The sequence below is a fragment of the Halanaerobium saccharolyticum subsp. saccharolyticum DSM 6643 genome (assembly GCF_000350165.1).
Classification (GTDB): Bacteria; Bacillota; Halanaerobiia; order Halanaerobiales; family Halanaerobiaceae; genus Halanaerobium; species Halanaerobium saccharolyticum.
In genome coordinates, this window is the sequence record NZ_CAUI01000023.1 from 416,322 (window position 1) to 439,574 (window position 23,253).

At 31.2% G+C, this 23,253-nt stretch carries 22 protein-coding genes and 1 pseudogene; 3 read left to right on the forward strand and 20 right to left on the reverse strand.

All coding sequences use genetic code 11. The features are described 5' to 3' along the window. The first annotated feature begins 119 nt into the window (after positions 1-119). Positions 120-284 carry a YvrJ family protein gene (locus HSACCH_RS13820; protein WP_005490167.1) on the forward strand — a complete coding sequence of 55 codons (165 nt, stop codon included), beginning with the start codon at positions 120-122 and terminating at the stop codon, positions 282-284. Positions 285-521: 237 nt separating this feature from the next. On the opposite strand, the gene HSACCH_RS14205 is transcribed toward HSACCH_RS13820, so the two are convergent. The 19 genes and pseudogenes from HSACCH_RS14205 to HSACCH_RS12205 all read right to left on the reverse strand — a co-directional run bounded on the left by HSACCH_RS14205 (position 522) and on the right by HSACCH_RS12205 (position 19,648). Next, positions 522-677, reverse strand: coding sequence for an SEC-C metal-binding domain-containing protein (locus HSACCH_RS14205; protein WP_327049776.1), 156 nt, complete (start codon positions 675-677; stop codon positions 522-524). Next, positions 672-1,547, reverse strand: a pseudogene (locus HSACCH_RS12125) (anaerobic sulfatase maturase); the annotation flags it as partial. The gene HSACCH_RS14205 and the pseudogene HSACCH_RS12125, both read right to left, overlap by 6 nt. A gap of 12 nt (positions 1,548-1,559) precedes the next feature. Continuing rightward, on the reverse strand, positions 1,560-1,766 hold the full coding sequence (locus HSACCH_RS14060; protein ID WP_005490169.1) for a hypothetical protein: 207 nt from the start codon (positions 1,764-1,766) through the stop codon (positions 1,560-1,562). 110 nt (positions 1,767-1,876) lie between these two features. Then, a complete protein-coding gene (gene pfkB / locus HSACCH_RS12130; protein WP_005490171.1) occupies positions 1,877-2,803 on the reverse strand; it encodes a 1-phosphofructokinase in 927 nt (308 codons plus the stop codon). Further along, entirely contained in the window at positions 2,800-3,663 is an 864-nt protein-coding gene (locus HSACCH_RS12135; protein WP_040477497.1) for a tagatose-bisphosphate aldolase subunit GatY, read from the reverse strand. Before HSACCH_RS12135 ends, pfkB begins: the two co-directional genes overlap by 4 nt. A 440-nt stretch (positions 3,664-4,103) precedes the next feature. Then, positions 4,104-4,940 (reverse strand): carbohydrate ABC transporter permease, encoded by an 837-nt coding sequence (locus HSACCH_RS12140; protein ID WP_005490174.1) that lies wholly within the window; start codon positions 4,938-4,940, stop codon positions 4,104-4,106. 3 nt (positions 4,941-4,943) lie between these two features. Then, positions 4,944-5,810 (reverse strand): carbohydrate ABC transporter permease, encoded by an 867-nt coding sequence (locus HSACCH_RS12145; RefSeq protein ID WP_005490175.1) that lies wholly within the window; start codon positions 5,808-5,810, stop codon positions 4,944-4,946. A gap of 68 nt (positions 5,811-5,878) precedes the next feature. Next, positions 5,879-7,153, reverse strand: coding sequence for an ABC transporter substrate-binding protein (locus tag HSACCH_RS12150; protein ID WP_005490176.1), 1,275 nt, complete (start codon positions 7,151-7,153; stop codon positions 5,879-5,881). A gap of 291 nt (positions 7,154-7,444) precedes the next feature. Beyond that, on the reverse strand, positions 7,445-8,434 hold the full coding sequence (locus HSACCH_RS12155; protein ID WP_005490179.1) for a BadF/BadG/BcrA/BcrD ATPase family protein: 990 nt from the start codon (positions 8,432-8,434) through the stop codon (positions 7,445-7,447). Between the two features lie 76 nt (positions 8,435-8,510). Further along, positions 8,511-9,686: an SIS domain-containing protein gene (locus HSACCH_RS12160; RefSeq protein ID WP_005490180.1), complete on the reverse strand. Its 1,176-nt coding sequence runs from the start codon at positions 9,684-9,686 to the stop codon at positions 8,511-8,513. A 57-nt stretch (positions 9,687-9,743) separates the two neighbouring features. After that, entirely contained in the window at positions 9,744-10,469 is a 726-nt protein-coding gene (locus HSACCH_RS12165; RefSeq protein ID WP_005490185.1) for a GntR family transcriptional regulator, read from the reverse strand. Positions 10,470-10,548: 79 nt separating this feature from the next. Further along, on the reverse strand, positions 10,549-11,325 hold the full coding sequence (locus HSACCH_RS12170; protein WP_005490186.1) for a nucleotidyltransferase family protein: 777 nt from the start codon (positions 11,323-11,325) through the stop codon (positions 10,549-10,551). A 17-nt stretch (positions 11,326-11,342) separates the two neighbouring features. Continuing rightward, on the reverse strand, positions 11,343-12,782 hold the full coding sequence (locus HSACCH_RS12175; protein ID WP_005490187.1) for a phosphohexomutase domain-containing protein: 1,440 nt from the start codon (positions 12,780-12,782) through the stop codon (positions 11,343-11,345). Positions 12,783-12,786: 4 nt separating this feature from the next. Further along, positions 12,787-13,620 carry a carbohydrate ABC transporter permease gene (locus HSACCH_RS12180; RefSeq protein ID WP_005490188.1) on the reverse strand — a complete coding sequence of 278 codons (834 nt, stop codon included), beginning with the start codon at positions 13,618-13,620 and terminating at the stop codon, positions 12,787-12,789. A 13-nt stretch (positions 13,621-13,633) separates the two neighbouring features. Beyond that, on the reverse strand, positions 13,634-14,509 hold the full coding sequence (locus tag HSACCH_RS12185) for a carbohydrate ABC transporter permease (protein WP_005490189.1): 876 nt from the start codon (positions 14,507-14,509) through the stop codon (positions 13,634-13,636). 59 nt (positions 14,510-14,568) lie between these two features. Then, positions 14,569-15,879, reverse strand: a complete 1,311-nt coding sequence (locus HSACCH_RS12190) for an ABC transporter substrate-binding protein (protein ID WP_005490190.1) — start codon at positions 15,877-15,879, stop codon at positions 14,569-14,571. Positions 15,880-15,889: 10 nt separating this feature from the next. After that, the gene (locus HSACCH_RS12195) at positions 15,890-17,425 is read right to left on the reverse strand and encodes a phosphodiester glycosidase family protein (protein WP_005490191.1); all 1,536 of its coding nucleotides are present in this window, start codon (positions 17,423-17,425) and stop codon (positions 15,890-15,892) included. After that, the gene (locus HSACCH_RS12200; RefSeq protein WP_005490192.1) at positions 17,412-18,563 is read right to left on the reverse strand and encodes an ROK family transcriptional regulator; all 1,152 of its coding nucleotides are present in this window, start codon (positions 18,561-18,563) and stop codon (positions 17,412-17,414) included. Before HSACCH_RS12200 ends, HSACCH_RS12195 begins: the two co-directional genes overlap by 14 nt. A gap of 176 nt (positions 18,564-18,739) precedes the next feature. Continuing rightward, positions 18,740-19,648: an SDR family oxidoreductase gene (locus HSACCH_RS12205; RefSeq protein WP_005490194.1), complete on the reverse strand. Its 909-nt coding sequence runs from the start codon at positions 19,646-19,648 to the stop codon at positions 18,740-18,742. A gap of 147 nt (positions 19,649-19,795) precedes the next feature. On the opposite strand from HSACCH_RS12205, the gene HSACCH_RS12210 reads away from it, so the two are divergent. Next, entirely contained in the window at positions 19,796-20,560 is a 765-nt protein-coding gene (locus HSACCH_RS12210; protein ID WP_005490195.1) for an HD domain-containing protein, read from the forward strand. A gap of 61 nt (positions 20,561-20,621) precedes the next feature. Here HSACCH_RS12210 and HSACCH_RS12215 read toward each other — a convergent pair whose 3' ends face one another. Continuing rightward, entirely contained in the window at positions 20,622-21,104 is a 483-nt protein-coding gene (locus tag HSACCH_RS12215; protein ID WP_005490197.1) for a coiled-coil domain-containing protein, read from the reverse strand. Positions 21,105-21,487: 383 nt separating this feature from the next. On the opposite strand from HSACCH_RS12215, the gene HSACCH_RS12220 reads away from it, so the two are divergent. Further along, a complete protein-coding gene (locus HSACCH_RS12220) occupies positions 21,488-23,203 on the forward strand; it encodes a methyl-accepting chemotaxis protein (RefSeq protein WP_040477501.1) in 1,716 nt (571 codons plus the stop codon). Positions 23,204-23,253 lie beyond the last annotated feature (50 nt).

Consider the following 23,253-nt stretch of genomic DNA (forward strand, 5'->3'; position numbering starts at 1 on the left):
GTAATTCGCAAATAATTATTTCTTACTAAAAAATAATTACTTTTTTTCTCCAATTTAATTTACAATTTATGGTATAATTAGAATTAAGAGTATCAGTCTGAGAAAGGGGGCAGAGTTTAATGAAAGAAATATTCAATCTTATCAGTACTTATGGTTTCCCAATGGTTTTGTCAATTTATCTTTTAGTTAGGTTTGAACCAATGCTTAAAGAACTGAAAAAATCGGTCGATACTCTAATAATAATTAACGAAATGAATAAGAATGACAAGAATTTTAAACACTAAGAAAGTCCTCATTATTTGACAGAGGCCGAGGCAGTTAAGTTTAAATATCTAAATTATTAAAATAGAGTGCATATTTTTAGTTAATCGAATGTTTTTTTAGAGCTAGTACTGGAGCTAGTTCTAGAGAATTGTCCATCCCATCCCTAATGGAATCTAATATGCTATTAGGGATGCGATTTGGTATGCCATCAACTTCTCTGTCAGAACAAAGTAGTTAAAGAACATTTTTAAATCTAATTAATAAATGCAGCACTTCTTATATTTTTTTCCGCTACCACAGGGGCAAGGATCATTTCTGCCTACATCCCATATTTCTTGATATAGTTTCAGTATTTCTTCTTTCATGATTTTTGGTGATTTCTGCTGTTTGAGCAGCTGAGATAATTTCTGCATATAAGGATCTATATAATCAAAAAACAACTTGTATCCCTCACAGAGATAATTGAGCTTATAACCATCGCCTGTATCAACTATTCTATTTTTCGGGCAGCCTCCATTACAGAAAAACAAGTAATTACATTTTAGGCACTTTTGATTTAATTTTTCTTTTTTGGTTCTACCGAAGTCTTGCTGCTGTTTAGAGTTCATCATTGCTAAAATATCTTTTTCTTTAATATTACCAAGTTTGTATTCTGGCTCCACAAAATGATCACAGGAATATAGGTCTCCATTATGCTCTATTACCGCTGCATTACCACATTCTCTACTGAAAACACAAAGATTTGCTCCATAACCTACCCAAGCAGACAATGATTCTTCAAATATTTGAATAAAAATATCTCCCAAATCTTTAAGCCATTGATTAAAAACTCTAATTAAAAACTTACCGTATTCTTTTGGTTCCACAGATCGAGATATTATATTACCCTCTTGATCCTGCTCTACAATAGGAATAAACTGAATAAAATCAGCTTTAATTTCTTTAAAAAACTGATAGACTGCTTCCGGTGTTTTTGCATTAACATTGTTTACTACAGTCAGGATATTATAGTCCACCTGATATTCTTTCAATTTATTAATTCCAGCTATTACTTTCTGATGAGTACCCTCACCAATTTTGTCTTTTCTGTATTTATTATGCAGTTCTTTCGGACCATCAAGGCTTACACCTACTAAAAAATCATTTTTTTTTAGAAACTGAGCCCACTGATCATTAATTAAAACCGCGTTAGTCTGAATAGAATTTTGGATTTGCCACCCTGCAGGTGCATATTTTTTTTGCAGCTTTAATGCTTTTTTAAAAAAATCTAAGCCTCTTAGAGTTGGTTCTCCTCCCTACCAGCCAAAATTAACTAGCGGCCCTGGCTTTGACTTTATATATTGTTCTATGTATTCTTCTAAAATCTCTTCTGTCATTTGAAAGTTTTTAGTTTCCGAATACAATTCGGTTTTTTTAAGGTAATAACAATAATCACAATCTAAATTACAGATTGGTCCATTTGGAAAAGCCATTACATTAAAATTTGTTCTTTCATTTTTCATTTTTAACTCTCCTGTTTATAAAAATAATTAAGCCGACTATCAGAAGTAAGATATTGACTAAATTAAGCAAATGCTTTAACTGATAAACCGGCTATTAATATTTTAACTTATTAAATTTTACTTACTTTAATTTTCTTGAAATATTTTTCTACCTTTTTTTGATTAATATAACCAGTTTTTTTATCAACCGCATTAGCCACTCCACAAGCATTTGCAAATTTAAGCATTTTTTCAATATTCATCTTTTCTGTAATTGCCACTGCTAATCCTGCTGTGACACTATCTCCAGAGCCAGTTACGTTTGCAGTATCTACTTTGGGTATTTCAACCTTATATAAAATATCCTCAGTTAAATAATACATCCCATTTTCTCCGAGAGTTAAAGCAATATCTTTTGCTCCCATTGATTGTATTTTCTTTCCTGCTTTCAGAAAGTCTTTTTCATTATCAATAGAAGAGCCTATTAGAGCTTCAATTTCATTTTTATTTGGTTTAATAATATCCGGGCCAGCCTTTAGCCCAGCAATTAATGCTTTGCCACTGGTATCTAAAATCACTGCTTTATTTTTCATCTTTGCTATTTGTATTATCTTTTGATAAAAATCATTTTCAAGACCAGCTGGTAAACTACCTGAAATTGTTATAACTTCAAATTCCTTTATTTTAGATTCAAAATTATCTAAAAATCTTCTTTTTTCAGCTTCTGTAATTTTAGGACCATTTTCCAAAATTTCAATTGAGTCATTATTCTCATCAATAATGTTAAGACAGGTTCTTGTTGCAGCTTTAATTCTGGTAAAATCACTCTTTATATTTGATTTTTCTAATTCATTAAAAATAAAATTTCCAGAAAAACCACCTATAAAACCCATTGCAAGCAGTTCTTGATCTAATAACTTTATAACTCTGCTGACATTAATCCCTTTTCCACCTGCAGTCGCCTGATAATCATTAGTTCGCTGAACTGTATTTTTTTTAATTTCTGAAACATTATATCTTCTATCAACTGAAGTATTTAATGTAACTGTTGCTATCATTTTAATAACCCTTTATTTTCACTACCACATAATTTTATTTTTTTCTTTACTAATTCTTTCATGCTTGCTTTACCAGGTTTTAAATATTTCCGCGGGTCATTAGCATCAGGATTTTCATTAAAATAGCTCTTTACTGCATCTGAAAAAGCAATTTTTAATTCTGTAGCAATATTAACCTTTGTAATTCCCATTGCTATTGATTTTTTAACATCCTTATCTGGAACACCGGAAGCTCCATGCAGAACTAAAGGAACATCCACATTATTTTCTATAGCTTTTAAGCGTTTATAATCGATTTTAGGGTCTTTTTTATACAAACCATGGGCTGTTCCAATTGCAACAGCCAAAGAATCAATTCCTGTTCTATTAACAAAGTCAGCTGCTAAATTGGGATCTGTTAATTGAGAATCTGCATCACTAACTTTTATATCATCTTCCTGACCTACTAACTTGCCTAGTTCAGCTTCTACACTTACATCATATAATCTGGCGAATTCAACTACTTCTTTAACCTTAGCAATATTTTCCTCATAATCTAAAGCTGAAGCATCAATCATAACTGATTTACAGCCTAACTTTATTGATTCTTTTATATCCTCAATATTTTCATGATGATCTAAATGAAAAGCAATTGGCACTGTTGACTCTGCTGCTGCACTTTTCATGATATTTACTAAATAACGCGCTCCTGCAAATCTAATTGTTCCTGGTGTTGCTGCAATAATTATTGGAGAGTTCAATTCTTCTGCAGCTTCAACTACAACTTTTGTAGTTTCGAGGTTGTGTATGTTAAACGCTGGAACAGCATATCCTCTTTTTTGAGCATCTAATAAAAGGTTTTTATTTGAAATAATAAACATTAAATCACTTCCTTTAAAATTATTTTCTATATACAATATTTCCATCAATTACTGTTGCATAAATATTCATTTTTTCATCTACCACAGTCAGATTAGCTTTTTTATCTAATTTTATGTTAAATTGAAACCAAGAAAAAATTATTATTCAATAGCTTTAAATAAAAAGTGTTGTGAATTTGAATAATTGAAAGAAAAATTTATAAAAAAAGAATATAATTAAAAAATAATTCAGAATCAAAGTTAAAATAGTAAATTTTAAGAATCTACTTCAAAACTAAAACTAGCAACTCTATAGTCTAAGAATATATTTTCAGCAATATATAGTTTTTATTAATGAAAAATTTACTAAACAAAGACAAGAATCTTATTGTTAAGAATATTTATTTAGATTTTGAGATAAATTATTTTCTTGCTATTATTTTATATATTAATAATATTATTTATCCCTTTACAGCTCCAGCCGTTAATCCACTTATTAAATACCTATTTAAAAATATAACAACAATTAAAGGAGGTATAATAGTTAACATCCCAGCAGAAGACATCAATCCATAATTAATGCTATGTTTACCAACATATTCAGTTATTAATACTGTTAAAGGTTTTGCCTGGTTTGGAGCAAATACTAAGGGTATAACAAATTGGCTCCACGTATTTAAAAAAGTTAAAATAGCTACAGATATAATACCAGGAGTAACTAATGGTAGAATTGTTAGAAAAGATTTAAATCTTGATGCTCCTGCAATCATCGCAGCTTCTTCTAATTCATCTGGTATAGTATTAAAATGACTTCTCATTAACCATAAACCTAACGGGATAAAGGCAGAAGAGTAAATCAATATAATTCCTGTATATGTATCCAATAATCCTATATTTATAATAATTTTATACAATGGTATCATTACTGCATAAGCTGGCAAAGTCATTGTTGCGATTACTAAACCAAATATTATATTATTTCCAAAAAAGTTTATTTTTGAAAAAACATACCCAGCAATTGATGATACTAAAATAACTATTATAGTAGCTCCACCACAAGCAACAAATGAATTAATCAATGCATTTTTAAAATTCCTACTCATACTTTGATCATTATCATTGAATCCTAACAGCAAGCTATAATTTTCAAGATTAATTCTTCCTGGTATTAAATTTAAGTCTTTTGATCTCAATAAATCTTCATCTAACAAACTTGTCCTTAACCCCCATAAGATAGGGAATAATGACCATGTTAATATTAAAAAGAGTAAAAATATTATTATATACTTTCTTTTCATTTTTTAATCCTCCTCTTTTCCAATAAAAACTATATAGCTTATGGTTAATGTTAATATAATAATTGCTACAATTAATGATAACGCCATACCTTTACTTAATTTTAATTGTCTGAATGCTATTAAATAGTTTTGCATTAATATTGTTCTTGTATCCAATGCCAAACCATTTAAAACAAAAACTTCATCGAATAGGTTCATTACAAAAAAAGTTCCTTGAGTCATAGCAATAACAATTGCTGGTTTAAGTAGAGGTAAAGTAATTTTTGTGAATTCCTGAAAACTACTAGCTCCATCTATTTTAGCTGCCTCATATAACTCCTTAGAGATGGTTTGTAATTGAGCTAATATAATAATAACAAAAAGAGGTAATATTTTCCATACATGAACTAAAGCTATGAAGATCAATGACAAGTTTGGTTTAGCTAACCATACTTGATATCCATCAATTAAACTAAAATTTGCTAATAAATTATTTAATAATCCAAAATTAGGATGATAAATCCATTTCCAAATCACTGCATTTACAACTGGTGGGAGTGCCCAAGGTAATATTATTAATGCAAGTATTATTCCTCTCCCCATAAAATTACGTCTCAATATTAAAGAAATAATTATACCACCAACTAACTCTAAAGTAACAGCTAATAAAAAATATTTCATACTATTACCAATCACTTGTAATATTGTTGAGCTAGTTAATAATTCTTTAAAATTACTTAACCCTACAAATTCATTTTGTTGAGGTTTTACTAAATCTATAGAGTATAAACTATCTACTATAGTTAAAACTGCAGGATAGAATACTAATGCTATCATTATTATTAATAATGGAGATATTAATATATAAGAAAAAATATTTTTATTTTTCATTTTTTCACCTCAAAAATAATGGGGATTACAAAAACTGCAATCCCCATTATAATATTATTTATTACTTACTAATCAGTTAATTTATGACTTTCTTCAACTAATTTATTCATACCTTCTTCTAATGAAATAGAATCTTTAGCCATTTGATTAATGGTGGTAGCTACAATTGTACTAAATTCTGGGTACCATGGTGGTGTTCCCTGAGGGAATAAAGGTTCAATTGTTTTCATCACATTTAATATAGTTTCTCCTGCAGGTAATTCGCCTTCATTATTTAACTCATTGATAACTTTTTTTGAATTTGGAAATAGACCTAATTCTTTATATAATCTTTTAGCATTGTCTGGTCTATTTAAGAATTGAATGAATTTGGCAGCTGCTTCCTTATTATCAGATGCTTTAGGTATTCCATAACCTTCCACTAATCCAAATGTAGTTGAATCATTTTTCTTGCCTGGTACAGGTATCATTTTTACATCTTCTGCTACACTTGATTCTGATTCATCTGAATATACTGCCATATTTCCAGCCCAACCTGCTAAATCAATAGAGGTCTCCCCAGACTTAAATGCTTCTATTATATCAACATCTTTATATTGCGTTGAAGCAGGATCAACAATTTTATGTTTCTGGAGAGAATTTATTAATAATTTCATGGCTTGATAACCAGCAGAATTTTCGTCTCCAAATAATGGATTCCAGTTTTTATCAAAAAGTTCTCCACCTAAAGCCTTAGTCATTAAATACCAAGGTGTTGCAGATCCCTCAGTAGCAGAAAGAGGAATTGCTAATGGATATTCAATGTCAGTCTCTTCTTTGATTTTTATAGCTTGTTCAATTAACTCTTCTGAAGAATTCATGTAATTTTCAATTCCTGCTTCCTTAAAATGATTTGTATTAATATATGTTACACGAAAATCATTAAAATATGGTATTCCTAATGTTTTACCATTGTATTTAAAAATCGAGGAAGTAGAAATATCTTCAAAAAATTCTTCAGAAAAATATTTATCTAATGGTTCATACCAACCAGCTGCACCAAATTGTCCTACCCAAGACCAATCGAATTCTGTAACATCAGCAGGAGCCATACCAGCAACACTAGAAGTTACTATTTTATCATGTATATCATCCCAAGCCATAGTCTGGACATTCACTGTAATACCTGTCTCTTTATTAAATTCATCAAGCATTTCTTGTGGTATATCACTCCATGGAGTTACTAAAGCATCAATTTCTACTCCGTCATATTCTTGAGCAACTCCTGTATTAGTTAATGTGAAGGTAAATGTTAACAAAAAAACAAAAGTTATTATCAGTAATTTATTATTAATCTTTAACATAATTTTCCCCCTTATAAGTTGGTTAAAAAGTAACAATTAAATGATTTTATTATATTAAAATAAACCATTCAATAATTTGATATCTAACAAGAATAGAAACATTTACATATTTCGATTTATTTTTAAAATTCTGATTAAAAATATCTAGAAAAAAAGATAAGTCGATAAAAGCCAGCCCGTCATTATTACATTTAATTTTGGAATGTTATAATACTTTTTTAATTTAAAAATTAGTTAAGAAAATAATTCTAATTATTTCATAGTATAATAATCACCTCCATATTTTATTTTTTAATTAATATTTTCATACTCTTTAAGTTTACTTAAAACATTTTTACTATAGTTCATTTTATTTTCATATGATAATTTAGCATATAAAGCTGCTCCAGTTACTGGTTTTAAAATCGGCTCTACCAATTTCACATCATAAGATAATTCATTTAAATATTTTTCAAATGGTTCTAGAACAAACTCTCCAGCCTTAAAAACTCCTCCAGAATATGATATTTTAACTGAATCATCTACAAAATTAAGTTTGTTTATAATAGCTTTTATAGTTAAAAAATGTTCATATGCAGCTTCTTTATACAACTTTAAAGCAACCTTATCTTCTAATAATGCCGCTTCATATAAAATCTTCGCTAGAGATGCAATTTTTTTTCTATCCATTTCATATTCATCATATAAAATATCTAAAATTTCAAAATCATTTTTAACTCCAAAGTAATTTCTTATTATTTCATATAATTTTGTTTTTTTAATTCTATTATCAGATTCTTTTGTAAAATAAGAAATCATTTTTTTACTTAACCAAAAAGCAGATCCTTCATCTCCATAATAATATCCCCAACCGCTAGATCTTGCTTTATTACCGTTACTATCTTTACCAAAACCTATTGCTCCAGTACCTGCCACTAAATTTATACCAGGCTTACATGCCAAAGAACCAGCCCAACCTACTTCAACATCATTACCACATAAGAAATTTGAGCTTTTTAAAATATTTTTTATATGTTTTTCTACTAAATTAATTTTTCCATTTCTAACTTCATCTCCATAACCTGGAACACCTATAAATGTAAAATCTATTTCATTTGAAATAATATTTGCTTTTTTACAAACTTTATTCAACCCTTCATCAAGATTGTTTTTAAAAGAGTCTATACCAACCTGTAAAATATGTATACTCTCCGTTCTAGATTCTGCTAACACACTTCCTTTTTCATCAATTAATAAATATCTTGTCTTAGAACCTCCCCCATCTATACCTAAATAATACAAAAATATCCACTCCTTACAATTAATTTGATATAATAAATTCTATAATCTTTAATAAGGAAACACCCCTAAATATATATCATTTTTTATAGGGATATATTTTCACTCCTTGAACAACTCTATTTACACTTCCATCTGGACTTGGATTATCTGGATTAATTCCGGAGTGTATTGATTTATAAAGTGAAATAATTTGAGCATAAATTATATATTCCAATGTATTAAATACTTCATCTTCATCATCCATTTTAGAGTATGAAGATAGATAAAAGTCACACTTTTCTTTTATTTTTTTCCTGTTCTTTATAGTAATTACTGCAGTTTTATAACCCAATTTACTTTTATTTAATTCATTTAACAAATCATATTCATATTTAAGATTATATTCATTATCAGACAGAAAAAATAAGATTAGTGAATCTTTATCTATTATTGACTTTGGACCATGTCTAAACCCTAAAGGAGTATCATATCGAGTAATGATTTGACCTGATGTTAATTCGAGAAGTTTTAGACTAGCTTCTTTTGCTACACCAAAGAAACTATAATCCCCTAAATAAATAATCTTTTTAAAGTCAGCTTCTAATAATTTTTTATTGTCACAAAAGCTATCTATAATTTCCTCTGCTGCTTTAGCTTTTAGCTCAACTGTAGAGTTTAACTTGTCCAGCTCTTCAATATTAAAAAACAATAATGCAGTTAAAAGCATAGAAGTGTAGCTACTGGTCATTGCAAAACCACGGTCATTAGTTTTTTTTGGTAGTAAAACCAATTGATTATATGAATCAGAAACTTTCTGTGCAAGCTTGCCTTCTTTGTTACATGTGATTACTAGCTGATAAAGATCATTAACCATTTCTTCTGCCAATTCAATTGCTGCCACACTTTCTGGGCTATTGCCTGAACGTGCAAATGAAATTAACAATGTTGGAATTTTTTTATTAAAATATACTTCAGGATGAGTTACAAGTTCTGTAGTATGAACTGATGCAGTTTCAAATTGTGGAAACTTCTTTTTTAAATATGGTGTTAAAGAATCACCAATAAAACCTGAGGTACCTGCACCTGCAAATATTATATTTAACCGTTCCATATTCATTAGTTTTTTATAAAAATTAATAAGATCTTTTTTGATTTCTTTAACTTTCTTATAAGTCTGTCTCCACATCTCAGGCTGCTGAACAATTTCTTCAGCGGTATATATTCCATTTTTTTCTTTCCATTTTTCCTTGGTCATGCCTAATATCCTTTTCATAATACCACCTCTTAATTATATTATGTTGTCATTACAAGTTGAGTAAAAATTCAATTTTTACTCAAGAACAACATGAAATTTAAATTTATCTCCTCTAGCTACACTTACAGTGTATTCAATGACTTTTTCCTTCTCATAAGTTAATCTTTTCAATAGAATAGCTGGGGAATTTTCTTTAACTTCAAGATGTTTTTCTTCTTCAGCTGTTATAGAAGTTGCTTGAAAAGTTTCTTCAGCTTTTTCAAAGTTTACATTATATTTATCTGAAAAAATATCATACATTGCTTTATTACTTAGCAATTCTTTGTTTAAGCCTCGAAATCTATCTACAGGTAGATAAGTGGTTTCTAGCATCATTGGCAGATCATCTGCAAGTCTCAATCTAGTAAATTTATAGATCTTTGTATGAATATCTATATTTAGTATTTCTGAAATTTTAGCATCGGCTTTTTTAATTTCAAATTTAAGCACATTTGAAGAAGGCTCTTTCCCATTTTTTTTCATTTCTTCAGTAAAACTATAAAAACTTAAAAGGTCTTGCTCAAAAGCTTCAGAAGAAATAAAAACACCTTTACCCTGTTTTTTATATATATAATTATTTTTTTCTAGTTCAACCATGGCTCTTCTTACTGTTGCTCGACTGATATCATATTCTTCACAAAGTTCTCTTTCAGATGGTAATTTATCATTTTCATTGTATATACCACTATGAATTTTTTCTGTAATTATATCATATAACTGATAATATAATGGTAATCTATTATCAGTGCTTACCTTATTCAAGTTAACCACCTCTTATTATGTTGTCATTATAAGTTTAAATATATTGTATATTTTATTTTTTGAATTGTCAAGCAATTTTTTAAATTTTCCTTCTTAAATATTCTAAATCTTCGGGAGTTCCAACATCCTGACAGTAGTCTTCACTTTTAACTGCAAAGAGTTTAGTTTCTGATTTTAACATTAGATTAACGGCAGTCGGCAGTTCATACTCGCCTCTTTTAGATGGCTTTACCTGATCGATCCACTTAAAAATTTCTGGAGAAAAAAGATAGATCCCGGCACTATTCCAGCCCCCACCTTCAATTTCTGGCTTTTCAGTAATTGTTTGGACCTGGTAAAAATCTGCTGCTGTCGTTTTTAAGTCGGCTGCTGCTGCCTGCTCAAATTCTACTAATCCACCTTTTTTTATCTGATCCAGCCAGTTTAAAAGCATAATTGACTGCGGTAATTTTAAGTTAGTTAATGATTTGATCATCTTTAGATAATTTTGGGGTTTAGTAATAATATCGCCATAAGACATTAAGAAAAATTTATCTTTAAGTATAGATCTAGCTTCCTCGACTGCAGCTGCTGTGCCATAAGAATCAAGATTCTGCTCTAAATAAATCAGTTCCAGTCCATAAGCACTTTCCCCAAGATACTCTTTTATCTTTTTGCCTTTGTAGGCAATAATTATAATTACTTTTTTTAAGCCTGCTGCAGCATAACCTTTTAAAATATAATCAATTACTTTCATCCCAGCTTTAATTTCAACTAAAGCTTTTGGAATCTCATCTGTTATCTCGCCTAAGCGGGTACCCCTACCTGCAGCTAAAATAAGTCCATACTCTAACTTTTGTTTTTTAAGATTAGACATCATAATTCCTCCAAAAATTATATTCCTAAATCATTTTTTAAAAGCTTAAGAATTTCCTGTACCTCAACCTCATTTTCCATCTCCATATAGATTCTAAGCAGCGGCTCAGTTCCGGAAAAACGAATTGAAATCCAGCACTGATCATCATAATAATATTTGACTCCATCTAGATAACTGGTTTTAAGCAGCTTCTTTTCTGAAATTAAATCATTTTCAATTAAATTACTTAAATTAGGCTGGTATTTATCTTCAAAAAGCATTGTTTCCAGTCTTTTTCTCTGTGATGGCTGATAGTCAAAATTAGAATAGGAAAAATATAAAGAGCCAAACTTTTGCTCAATTTCAGCTAATATTTCACCAATTTTTTTACCGGTTCTGGCCATCATTTCTACTGCCAATAAAGATGCTAAAATACCGTCTTTTCCATTGACATGACCTCTAATTTTTAGACCTCCACTGCTTTCTCCCCCCAACAGCAGATCATGCTGCTGCATTTTTTGGGAGATATTTTTGAAGCCAACAGGAACTTCATAAGCTTCTTCTCCATAATAATCTGCCATCTCATCTAGAATATGGGTAGTGGCAATATTTCTGACAATACCTCCACTCTCATTTCTATATTCTTTAAGATAATAATATAATAACTTTAAAACATCATTATAATCTACAAATTTACCAGCCTCATCTATCAGAGCCATCCGATCAGAATCACCATCAGTAGCCAGACCAAAATCATATTTACCTTTTTCTATTCTAACTTCCATATCACCAAGCTGTTCCCGATTAGGTGAAGGAATATCTAGGCCAAACATTGTATCGCGATAGGCATTCATAGTATCTACATAGCAGCGCAAGGAAGCCAGACACATCATCATAATATCTTTGGCTACTCCATACATCGGATTAAAAAGAATTTTAAAATTTTTAGATTGAATTATCTCTTCATCAATTAACTCCAGCAGTGAATCTATATACTGATTTTTATTATTATAATATGTTATTTTACCTGCTTTAATTAATTCAAAAAAACTACCCCGCTGATAATCATAATCTCCAATTTCTGCAGCTAACTCTTCCAGTCGATCAGTAACTTTCTCTGGTGCATCTCTACCCTCTTCTACAAATATTTTAATCCCATTATATTCAGCAGAGTTATGAGATGCTGTAATTGAAGCACCTAAATTTAAATTATTTTCCTCAACGGCCAGCATAACCATTGGCGTTGGAGCAGCTTCTTCCATAAACATAACTTCAATTCCTTCTTCGACCAGACTTTCTGAGAGCGCACGTGAAAAACGGCCGGATAAAAAACGAAAATCATGTCCTACCACTACCTTTTTTTTATAATCATTTTCTTTAAGATAGCAGGCCATAGCCTTCCCCACCAGTTTAACATTATAGAAGGTAAAATCTTCAGCAATAATTGCCCGCCAGCCGCCTGTACCAAATTTTATCATTAGATCACCCCTTTGTTCCTGAAGTAAGCATTCCTCTTACAAAATACTTCTGCATTGACATATAGACTAAAAGAATTGGTAAAATAGAAAGTACTGATCCGGCTAATAAAAGATGCCATTGAGTACCATAATTTCCTTTAAACATTGCCAACCCCATTGTTACTGTATAGAGCTCAGGTTTATCAATATAGATTACCGGTCTTAAAAGAGCATTCCAGTTATTCATAAAAGCAATAATAAATAGTGAAGCTAGAGAAGGCTTAGCATTAGGAAGAAAAACCCGATAATACATCTGCCAGTCAGTTACTCCATCAATAAAAGCAGCTTCTTCCATTGAAGAAGGCATATTTTCAAAAGTACTGCGAAATAAGAAAGTACCAAAAGATCCAATTAAAATTGAAGGTACTATTAATGGTAAATAAGTATTATACCAGCCTAATTTAAGCATGATAAAGTACTCGGGAATAATTGTTACCTGAATCGGCATCATCATAGTTGCTAACATTAAAGCAAAAATAACTTCTTTACCCTTAAATTCCATTCGCGCAAAAGCAAATCCCCCCAGACTGCAGGTGAAAAGCTGACCTAAAGCGGCCATTCCTGCAACAAAAAAGGAGTTTATAATAAATCTGATAAAATTATATTCATTTAAAATTGTTTGATAGTTATCCCACATACCTGCTTGGAATAATTTCTCGGGAATAAAGCTTGGAGTTAAAGCAAATATTTCTCCCATCGTTTTAAAAGAAGAAGAAAGCATCCATAAAAAAGGAAAAATTGTAGTTAAAGAAATAATAATCAAAATCGAATATAATAAAACTTTTCTGCCAGTACTCATCTAATAGCACCCCCTATTCGCTGTAATTTACCCAGCGTTTTTTATATTTAAAGTTCAAATAGGTAAATACAGCTACAATTATAAATAAAACATAAGACATTGCAGAAGCATAGCCCATTCTAAAATGTTTAAAAGCATTAACATAAATACTAAAAATCAGAGTTGATGAAGCATAATTTGGACCACCCTGAGTCATAATATAAGTTAATTCGAAAGTTTTAAGTGACATAATAATTGAAATTATAAGTACAAAAAAAGTTGTTGGCGAAAGCAGCGGCAGAGTAATATATCTAAACTTTTGCCAGACACTTGCCCCATCAATTGTTGCTGCTTCATAATACATTTCTGGAATGTTTTGTAGTCCTGCTAAAAATAATATCATCTGGTAACCGGCCATTTTCCAGATATAAACAAAAATTAAGGTAAAAAGTGCATATTTTGCATCTCCAAGTAGAGATGGAATACGGGCCAGACCAAAAAACTGATTTAAAATTTGATAGACAAGTCCAAAGCGGGGACTTAAAATCCAACTCCAGATAACTCCAATTGAGACAACAGAAGTAATTACCGGTAAATAAAAAAGACCTCTAAAAAATGTCATTCCCCTTAACTTATTATTAACTAAAAGTGCTAAAAATAAAGCAACAATCATTACTCCTGGCACAAATACTGTAGAGAAAATAACTGTGTTTTTTAAAATAAGGAGAAAAATATCTGAGCTGAATAATTCTTTGTAATTACCGAGCCCAATCCATTTGGGAGCAGAAAAAACATTCCAGCGGGTAAAACTTGCCAAACCAGCTGCCAGCATCGGCCCCAATCTAAAGAAAACTAAACCTAAAATAGTTGGAATTAGAAAAATCCAGGGTGTAGATTTTTTATAACGCATCAAAGTACCTCCTTAAAAAAGAAATGGGGAAAATTCCCCATTTCTCAGATTATAGCAAACTATTCTTCAGGATAATATCTTTCTAAGACTTCATTACCATGTTTGGTGAATGATTCAATTGCTTCTTCTACTGTCATTTCACCATTAGTAACACTATCAAGTACACCATTCATTCCGGCTCCACCTGTGTCAGCATAACCGCGCCATTCTCCCCAACCAATGGTAAAACTGGTTCTACCAATCATTTCTCCTAATTCTAAAACAATCTCCATTTCAGCTGGCTGTTTATCTTCTTCAATCCACTGCTCAGAATTTGCAAGTTCTTTATTAATTGGTACTTTACCTGCCATGTAGGATTCTAAAGGTCGATTTTTACCAACTAAATATTTAACCAATTTCCAGGCAGCCTCTTGCTGCTCACTATTTTTTGAAATAGCTATCGAATCTGGCCAACCATAAGCCTCGTAGTCACCTGGTTCAGCAGAAGGACCTGCAGGTACCTTTGCTATTCCCCAGTCAAATTTACCATTTACCATATCACGTACATGCTGAATATTCCAGGAACCATCAACCCACATTGCAGTCTGCTCTAAGGGGAACATATCCTGCTGTCTGATACCAACTATATCTCGCTTGGGAGGTGAAACATTATATTTATTGCTTAAATCTCCAAGAAACTCTAGTGCTTCTTTAGCTTTAGCGTCAACTTCAATTCTGGTTTTATCTTCATTTAAAATTCGACCACCATTAGCATAAACCCAGGGCTCAACATGAGCATAACGTCCATACCACCAGTGACCATAACGCTCAGCAATTCCATCCTCATTCTCATCTATTGTCAGCTCGACAGCTGCTTTTCTAAAATCTTCCCAGCTCCAATTTTCATCAGGATAATCTAATCCTGCCTGATCAAACATATCTTTATTATAATATAAAACTGTTGTTACCCAGGCATAGGGCATTCCATACATATCACTGCTTTCTTTATCTGGATAACGCAGGGTTGAAAATACCTTAGTAAAATAATCATCCTGGGGCAGAGTATCAACCTGATCCTGAATATTCATCAAAAGGCCATCCTGCGCCCACTGGTCTATATAACCTGAAGACATGCTGAATACATCGGGTAGTTCACCAGCAGAAGCCATTGCAGAAATTTTTGGCCAGTAATTTGAAGGTTCTAAAGCAGTAAATTCAACTTCGATATCTGGATTTTCTGCTTCAAACTGATCAATTAATTTTTGTTCTACCGCTTTAAATTCTGGATCCCACATAAAATAACGGATTGTTGTTGTCTGAGCATAAGCTGCTGCAGCAAAACTAAGAATTAAAAATAATGTTAAACTGATAACTAATAATTTTTTTTGCATTTTTATCCCCCTATAATTTTGATATAAACCCTATTGTCGGCACCATTCTTTCGTAGACAACTCCAGGTAAGCCTCTGCGATCTGCTGTTTTAAAAAGACTTCCATACAGATATTGAATATTTGCGGAACCACCTCCATCCAAATTCAAAGCATATTTATAATTTCTTTTGTGAGCCCACTCTGCCAGTTCAAGCAGGGTAGCTCCAGAAGATTCATCACCAGCTTCCATGCCAGTATTTACTGATTCTACTGCCAGCAGACAAAACTCATTTTTATAATTAATACCTGCTGCCAGTCGGGCAGCTCTGGTCTGATCAATATCATCGGCATAATCTGTTGGTACAACTCTTTCAAACTGTGCTCTCTCAATTTGAGAACTTTGACCACAAAAATCTTCTGCTTCCAAACTATTATGATCAAGTTTTAAGTCACCGTTTTTAACTAAAATAGGTCCGGTTTGGACGGCGCTTATATATTTTTTACCATTATTGAATTTATACTTAACTTTTTGTTCTAAGTTAGAATCAAAATTAAAATCCTGTTCCGGTAAAGAAAGAATAAAAGCATTTTGTGGAATTTCAGTTCTTCCACCTTTTTTAATGCCAACAATCAGATCATTAATGATTACAATCTCAATTTTTCCTTTGGCCTGAGGTGTAATTCCCAGGGCTTTATTTTTAGTCTTAACTCCATATTGACGGGTATAAAGACTGTAATCTGCATTTTCATTAACTTTAAATTTACTTAAATCCCACTCTCTATTTTGAAGCTGAATACTTAGATCTGTTAAAAAAACTTTTTTTAGTTTCCAGTTATTAGCTTCAGTTTTAAGCAAAGCTGAGCGCTTATAAAGGGGAGGACTGATTATTTGACCAGCACTAATTAACAAACCATAATGATCTCCTAATAAAGAATATTTGCTTTCCCAGTCTGCTTCTTCTAAAAGGAAATAGCTGCAGTTAAAAACTAATGGATATTCATGCTGGCGGCTGTAAACTGAGGGATATGCAATCTCTCCCACTGCTGCTAAATCTCTTTTATAATCTAAAGTCTGATAGATTTCTTGGTCACTAAGTTCATCCTCTGTCTGATAAATTTTAAGCCGCTGCTCTTTTTCCAGCAGAGAAATTATTTTTGCAGCCTCTGCCGTTTTTGAATTTTTATCTTTAACTTTTAGGCGATTATTTCTAATTAAATAGTTTTTAGATTTGATTAAAGCCCTTAATTTTTCAGTAATTAAAGCATTTAAGCTTAGATATTCTTCAGCTGCTCCAGCTAAAAGATCTGGAAAATATTCACCGGCTGCCCTTTGATGATCATAGGCCGCCCAGACTATAACCAGTGGTTTTTCGACTCCTCTTGCGGCAGCTTTTAAAAGCCGAATGTGGGCTGTATCAAATAATTTTTGCTGCCAGTTTTTATTTTCCAGCTTAGCAAAGTCAATAGTGCTTGAGTCTTTAACTTTCATTTCTACTAAATTATAATAACTTCCATCTTCTCTGCTTACCTGCTGGCGATTATAATCCATTGCTTTAGCTAAAATCATTTAATTTCTCCTTTGTAAAATCAAAATCATCAATTCCCAAAAATTTATGCATTAAAAAAGAAAGTAGAGCCTTTTCTAAGGGGTTTTGGCTGTGGTCATTTCTTTTAATTTGAGGAAGATGATACATTTCTCCCTCAGATATTTTTGCTTTAACCTGATTATAAATTAAATCATTATAGTCAAAAACATTACCGGTTAAAAGAACTTTTTTCGGATTTAACAAGTTGATAGTTGAAAGCATCATTGAGGCAATATAGTCTGTAAAATCATTTAATTCCTGTCTATTTTTTTGATTTTGACTGATAAATTCTTTATATTTTTCATTTAATTTATTAATTGTCTGCTGCTCAAAATTTTTAGAATAATAAGGAAGGTCATTTATCTCTTTGATATACTGATCATTACGGATTATATAATTTAAATTTTCAAGCTCTTTCCCAAAAAATCGATTATCGCCAACTCGGTTGGTATAACCCTGCAGTATTTTATTTCTGATTATCAGAGATAAGCCAATACCTTCACCAATATATAAGACGACTGTAATATTATTTTTGTCTTCTGCTTCCAGTTCATTATAGGCATAGACTCTAACATCTGTTTCTACAAATACTGGTATTTCTAGCTGCTTTTCAATTGCTTGAGCCAGTGCTTTATCTGTCCAGTTAAGCTGATTGGATCGTTTGACAATTTTATTTTCAAAATCTGTAATCCCAGAAATTGAAATTCCAAGCGCTAATATTTTTTCAATTCCAATTTCTAAATCAACCAGCAGGGCTTTTGCTACTTTAATAATCTCACTGACATAATTTTTAAAATCATAATTATCAAGGTAATGAATTTTACTTTTAATCAGATTTGATTTTAAATCAGAGATAAAAATATAAAAATGGCTGTCTTTTAAGTCTAAGGCAATTATATATTTACTTTCAGGGTTGATTTGATAAATAACTGCTCTTCTGCCACCACTGGAATCAGCTTTTTTACGCGGGATGATCCACCCAGATTCTACTAGTTCATTAATATAATCTGAAATAGCAGTCAAAGATAAATCTAATTTATCAGCTAACTCAGTTTTAGTCAGTGATTCATTTTCTAATAATTTTTTATATAATAATTTTAAACGATCTTTTTTATCCAATTAAATCACCTCAACTTAATAAACTTACTTTATAAAGTAAGTTTATTATATAATATTTGAATTGTCAATAATATTTTCAATATTTTAAAAACAAAAAGGCTCCTTTAGAATAAGCACTAAAATGCTTAATTCCAAAAGAGCTCATAAAAGCTTTTTATTTATTAAAATTATCTATTTTAACTGTAAAATTCGACTGTCTGCTCTAGTCCAGCTTTAAAATCATAAGCTGGACTCCAGTTAAGAATTTCTTTGGCCTTTGAATTATCTAAGGATGAATGCAAAATATCACCCGGGCGCGCTTCCTCATAGATTGGCTTTAAATCATAAGCTGAAATCTGATTTAAATTAGCAACCAGATCATTAACACTATCTCGGTTGGCAGTGCTGATATTAAGCAGTGAGTTATCTCCACTTTTTAAAGCCAGAATATTAGCCTTAACTATATCATAAACATGAATAAAGTCTCTGGTCTGCTGACCATCTCCAAAAATATGCGGTCTTTTTTGAGCCAGCATCTGGTCAACAAAGATTGAAACAACCCCGCCCTCTCCTTTAGGGTCCTGACGAGGACCATAAGCATTGGCATAACGAAAAATTGTATATTTAAGATTATATAATTGACTGTACATTTTTATGTAATGTTCTGGAGTGTGTTTGCTAATTCCATAAGGCGACATTGCTTTGATTGGATGCTCTTCATCTATAGGTAAATATTCGGGCTCACCATAAACTGCAGCTGATGAAGCATAAATAATCTTTGCTACCTCATGTTCCCGACAGTTTTCTAATAAATTAATTGTCCCTAAAATATTATTTTGAGCATCAAATGAAGGATCTTTAATTGAATGCTGAACATCTATCTGAGCTGCATGATGAATAACATGAGTAATCTCATTGGCTGCAAAAACTTTTTTTAATTCCTCATTCCGAATATCCAATTGATAAAATTCAGCCTGTTGGTTTAAATTTTTCTTTTTCCCGGTACTTAAATTATCTACTACTATTACCTTGTGTCCTTTTGCTATTAATCCATCGACTAGATTAGAGCCAATAAAACCAGCTCCACCTGTTACTAAAATCTGCATTTACTTTCAACTCCTGTTAAATTCTTTAGCTTTAGTATAACATGAATTATTGGCTAAGAAAAAATATTAGCTTAAAAAATAGATTTAATTTACATCTTTTAAAATTTAAATTATAATAGTAAGCAGTGACAAAAGGAGGCATTTTTGATGAAAGATAAATATCTGAAATTAAAAAAATTCTTTGATTTATATACAGCAGAGTTTAATTTAGCCAAGGAAAAAGATCAAAAAAATATTCAGCTTAAAATTGACCACAGCAAAAGAGTAACTAAAGATATGGAAGCAATAACAGCAGATATGCCGCTGAGTTTAGATGAAAAATATTTAGCCAAAATTATTGCCCTTTACCATGATATCGGGCGCTTTAAACAGTACAAAAAGTATAAAACTTTTTCAGATTACAAATCCGAAGATCACGGTCAGCTGGGTCTGGAAGTAATTAAAGAAAATAACTTAATTGATGATTTAAGTGAAAATGAACAGAATATAATCTTGAAAGCGATTAAGCAGCACAACAAAGCTGATCTCAATCGAGAAATATTCAATAACGAGCAGGAATTTCTTTTTGCCAGACTGATTCGGGATGCCGACAAACTAGATATTTTCAATATTTTTGTGGAAAGATATAAAACAAAAAGTCAAAAAGATTATATTATAAAACTTTCAACTGAGCCAGAAATAACTGCAGAAATCTATAATAAGCTTTTAAATAAAGAGTCAATTAATTATGATAAGCTGGAAACCATTAATGATTTAAAATTAATGCAGCTGGGCTGGATCTATGATATTAATTTTAAAGAAAGTCTTGAGCTTATTAAAGAAAGAAAATATCTTGAAATAATTTATAATTCAATTGATCAAAATAAAAAAGCAGATCATATTTATCAGCAAGTAAAGAAATATCTCAATTGAACACTGCAGGTTCAAGTAAAATAAAGCCTCTCCCTTTTTTCATAGGAGAGGCTGTTCTGATCTATTTAGCTAGTTTATTTTCTAGTTTATATATTTCTTTTTCATTTTCTATCTGTTTGCGGGCATAATATGACATATCAGATTCTATATTATCGAGTTGAATTTTAGTTTTTGTTCTGTATTCACTTAAACCACCAACCTGCTCAAAGGTTGCGTTAGCTCTTTTCTCAATCCGAGATAATGTTTCATTTGTTTGATCTCTGAATTCATAAAATTCTCCCCTGAAATTCGATAGATTAACTTCCAAACCATCCATACGTGAATCTAGATTATCCATACGGTTGTCTAAGTTATCCATACGGTTGTCTAAGTTATCCATGCGTGAATCTAGTTTATCCATACGGCTGTCTAAGTTATCCATGCGTGAATCTAGGTTATCTACTTTAGTATTAAGATCACTAAATTTATTATCTAAATTATCTACTTTGGATCCTAAATCATCTATTTTATTAAGGATAGTATTTAAAATCTTATCTTCAGACATTTATTTTCACCTTTCTTTCTCCAAATTTTCCCTGGTTTTTAAAATGAATCAAATGTTTATTCACTAATTTAATTATATTACTTTGCTTATTTATTAGCAAATTTTTTAATAAACTTTAATTTAAATTATTCTCCCATAAAATTTAAAATTATTCTATTAAATTATTATAAAACAAAAATTAAAGCAATTGACGACATTGAGATTGCTTAGTCTCAGCATCATTGAGCAAATCAGTGATTTTCTATTATCAGAGCAAGTAAAAAGAAGTTGAATAACGCTGAAGCTCAAAAACAGCTGATCTAAGTTCTTAATTTTTGTCGATTTTTATCGATAATAGTATTAATAGCACCAATATATCAAAATAGCCTAAAGGGAGGAATCAAATGAGAATTAAAAGTTTATCAATTAAATACAAAATATTATTAATAGTCATTGCAGGTATTATTCTCATGACAGGAGGCATAATTTTTAGGATCAGAGATGTTTCAACTGAAGAGGCAAAAAAAGCTGCGACCATTAAAGCTGCTGCTGATCTTGCTTCTGGTTATGAAATTATTGATCTGAAATACCCAGGAGATTGGGAATTAAGAGGAGATCAATTATATAAAGGCGAAACATTGATGAATGGAAATTTTGAAATTGTTGATCGGATAGGGAAACTGGCCCAGGGAAATACAGTTACAATTTTTGCTGGAGATACTCGAGTAGCAACTAATGTTATGAAAGAAGGTAAGCGAGCTGTAGGCACCCAAGTTTCTCAGGAAGTAAAAGAAGTAGTTTTAGAGCAGGGTAATGAATTTTATGGTGAGGCAAATGTAGTAGGAAAGCTCTATCAGACTGCCTACCAGCCAATCCGAGATGCTCAGGGTGAAATAATTGGTATCTGGTATGTTGGTACTTCAATGGCCTTTGTTAATCAGATGGTAAATGGAGTTACAATTAATACCGCTCTTTTTGCACTGATTGCTGGTTTAATTTTTTCTGTATTTATTTTTGTTTTTGTGCTTAAAATGACAGAACCGCTTAAAGAATTAAGTTTATATGCAGAAGAAATAGCAGCCGGTAATTTAGCTGTTAAAATTAAAGAAAAATATTTAAAAAAAGAAGATGAAATTGGTCATCTGGCCGAGGCGTTTGAAAAAATGATAGAAAGTCTAAAAAATGTAATCGGCAGTATTGATAATACAGTTGATGAATTAAGTAGTTCTAGTCAGGATTTAACTGCTACTGGAGAAGAATTATCAGCATCAGCCGATGAAATTGGCAACTCTGTCCAGCAAATTGCTTCTGGTGCTGAAGAACAGTCAGCCCAGGTAGAAGAAGTTTCTTCTATAATTGACACTTTAGCTGAAAATATTAATCAGGTGTCCTATAATACTGAATCTATGACAGACCAATCAAAAAATGTGATGGAAAATATTAAAGATGGTAACCAGGCTTTAAAAAATTCTGAACAAAGTTTTAAAGAAGTTAGTGAAAATACACGGATAACTTCCCAGGTTATTGATTCTCTGGGTAAGTCCTCTGAAAAAATTGGAGAAATTGTTAACTTAATTAATAATATTGCTGCCCAGACAAATCTATTAGCTCTAAATGCAGCTATTGAAGCCGCTAGAGCAGGTGAAGCCGGCAGAGGTTTTTCTGTTGTAGCAGATGAAATACGAGAACTGGCAGAACAGTCTGCTTCTGCAACTGAAGATATATCAAGCTTAATTATTTCTATTCAAAAAGATGTAAAAAACACCGTCACTAAAATGAATGAAAATGAGACTAAGGTCAAAGAAAGTGTTGATGAAATTAATACTACTGCAAGTCTTTTTACAAAAATAATTAAAGCAGCAGAAAATCTAGATCTTTTAATTCACGAGATTGAAAAACAGAGTCAAAATATGAATGAAAATAGTGAAGTTGCAAAAGGTGCAGTTAGGGAAATAGCAGTTGTAAGTGAAGAAGCTGCCCATAATGCAGAAAATGTAGCAGCTGCCAGTGCGGAACAGTCTAATTCAACAAAGATTATTGCTGAAGCATCTGAAGGTCTTGTTGAAACCGCTAATACGCTATCTAAACTTATTAAACAGTTTAAAATTAAGGATAACTAAAAAATTTATACTAGCTTAATTAATATTTTTATAAAACTGGGACAGCCAAA

Excerpts from the sequence above, each read along its gene's own strand:
- HSACCH_RS12135 (WP_040477497.1), bottom strand. The coding sequence starts at position 3,663 with ATGTTTATTATTTCAAATAAAAACCTTTTATTAGATGCTCAAAAAAGA.
- HSACCH_RS12205 (WP_005490194.1), bottom strand. The coding sequence starts at position 19,648 with ATGCAGATTTTAGTAACAGGTGGAGCTGGTTTTATTGGCTCTAATCTA.
- pfkB (WP_005490171.1), bottom strand. The coding sequence starts at position 2,803 with ATGATAGCAACAGTTACATTAAATACTTCAGTTGATAGAAGATATAAT.
- HSACCH_RS12160 (WP_005490180.1), bottom strand. The coding sequence starts at position 9,686 with ATGAAAAGGATATTAGGCATGACCAAGGAAAAATGGAAAGAAAAAAAT.
- HSACCH_RS12210 (WP_005490195.1), top strand. The coding sequence starts at position 19,796 with ATGAAAGATAAATATCTGAAATTAAAAAAATTCTTTGATTTATATACA.
- HSACCH_RS12145 (WP_005490175.1), bottom strand. The coding sequence starts at position 5,810 with ATGAAAAATAAAAATATTTTTTCTTATATATTAATATCTCCATTATTA.
- HSACCH_RS12195 (WP_005490191.1), bottom strand. The coding sequence starts at position 17,425 with ATGATTTTAGCTAAAGCAATGGATTATAATCGCCAGCAGGTAAGCAGA.
- HSACCH_RS12185 (WP_005490189.1), bottom strand. The coding sequence starts at position 14,509 with ATGCGTTATAAAAAATCTACACCCTGGATTTTTCTAATTCCAACTATT.
- HSACCH_RS13820 (WP_005490167.1), top strand. The coding sequence starts at position 120 with ATGAAAGAAATATTCAATCTTATCAGTACTTATGGTTTCCCAATGGTT.
- HSACCH_RS14205 (WP_327049776.1), bottom strand. The coding sequence starts at position 677 with ATGCAGAAATTATCTCAGCTGCTCAAACAGCAGAAATCACCAAAAATC.
- HSACCH_RS12150 (WP_005490176.1), bottom strand. The coding sequence starts at position 7,153 with ATGTTAAAGATTAATAATAAATTACTGATAATAACTTTTGTTTTTTTG.
- HSACCH_RS14060 (WP_005490169.1), bottom strand. The coding sequence starts at position 1,766 with ATGAAAAATGAAAGAACAAATTTTAATGTAATGGCTTTTCCAAATGGA.
- HSACCH_RS12170 (WP_005490186.1), bottom strand. The coding sequence starts at position 11,325 with ATGTCTAATCTTAAAAAACAAAAGTTAGAGTATGGACTTATTTTAGCT.
- HSACCH_RS12190 (WP_005490190.1), bottom strand. The coding sequence starts at position 15,879 with ATGCAAAAAAAATTATTAGTTATCAGTTTAACATTATTTTTAATTCTT.
- HSACCH_RS12220 (WP_040477501.1), top strand. The coding sequence starts at position 21,488 with ATGAGAATTAAAAGTTTATCAATTAAATACAAAATATTATTAATAGTC.
- HSACCH_RS12215 (WP_005490197.1), bottom strand. The coding sequence starts at position 21,104 with ATGTCTGAAGATAAGATTTTAAATACTATCCTTAATAAAATAGATGAT.
- HSACCH_RS12175 (WP_005490187.1), bottom strand. The coding sequence starts at position 12,782 with ATGATAAAATTTGGTACAGGCGGCTGGCGGGCAATTATTGCTGAAGAT.
- HSACCH_RS12140 (WP_005490174.1), bottom strand. The coding sequence starts at position 4,940 with ATGAAAAGAAAGTATATAATAATATTTTTACTCTTTTTAATATTAACA.
- HSACCH_RS12180 (WP_005490188.1), bottom strand. The coding sequence starts at position 13,620 with ATGAGTACTGGCAGAAAAGTTTTATTATATTCGATTTTGATTATTATT.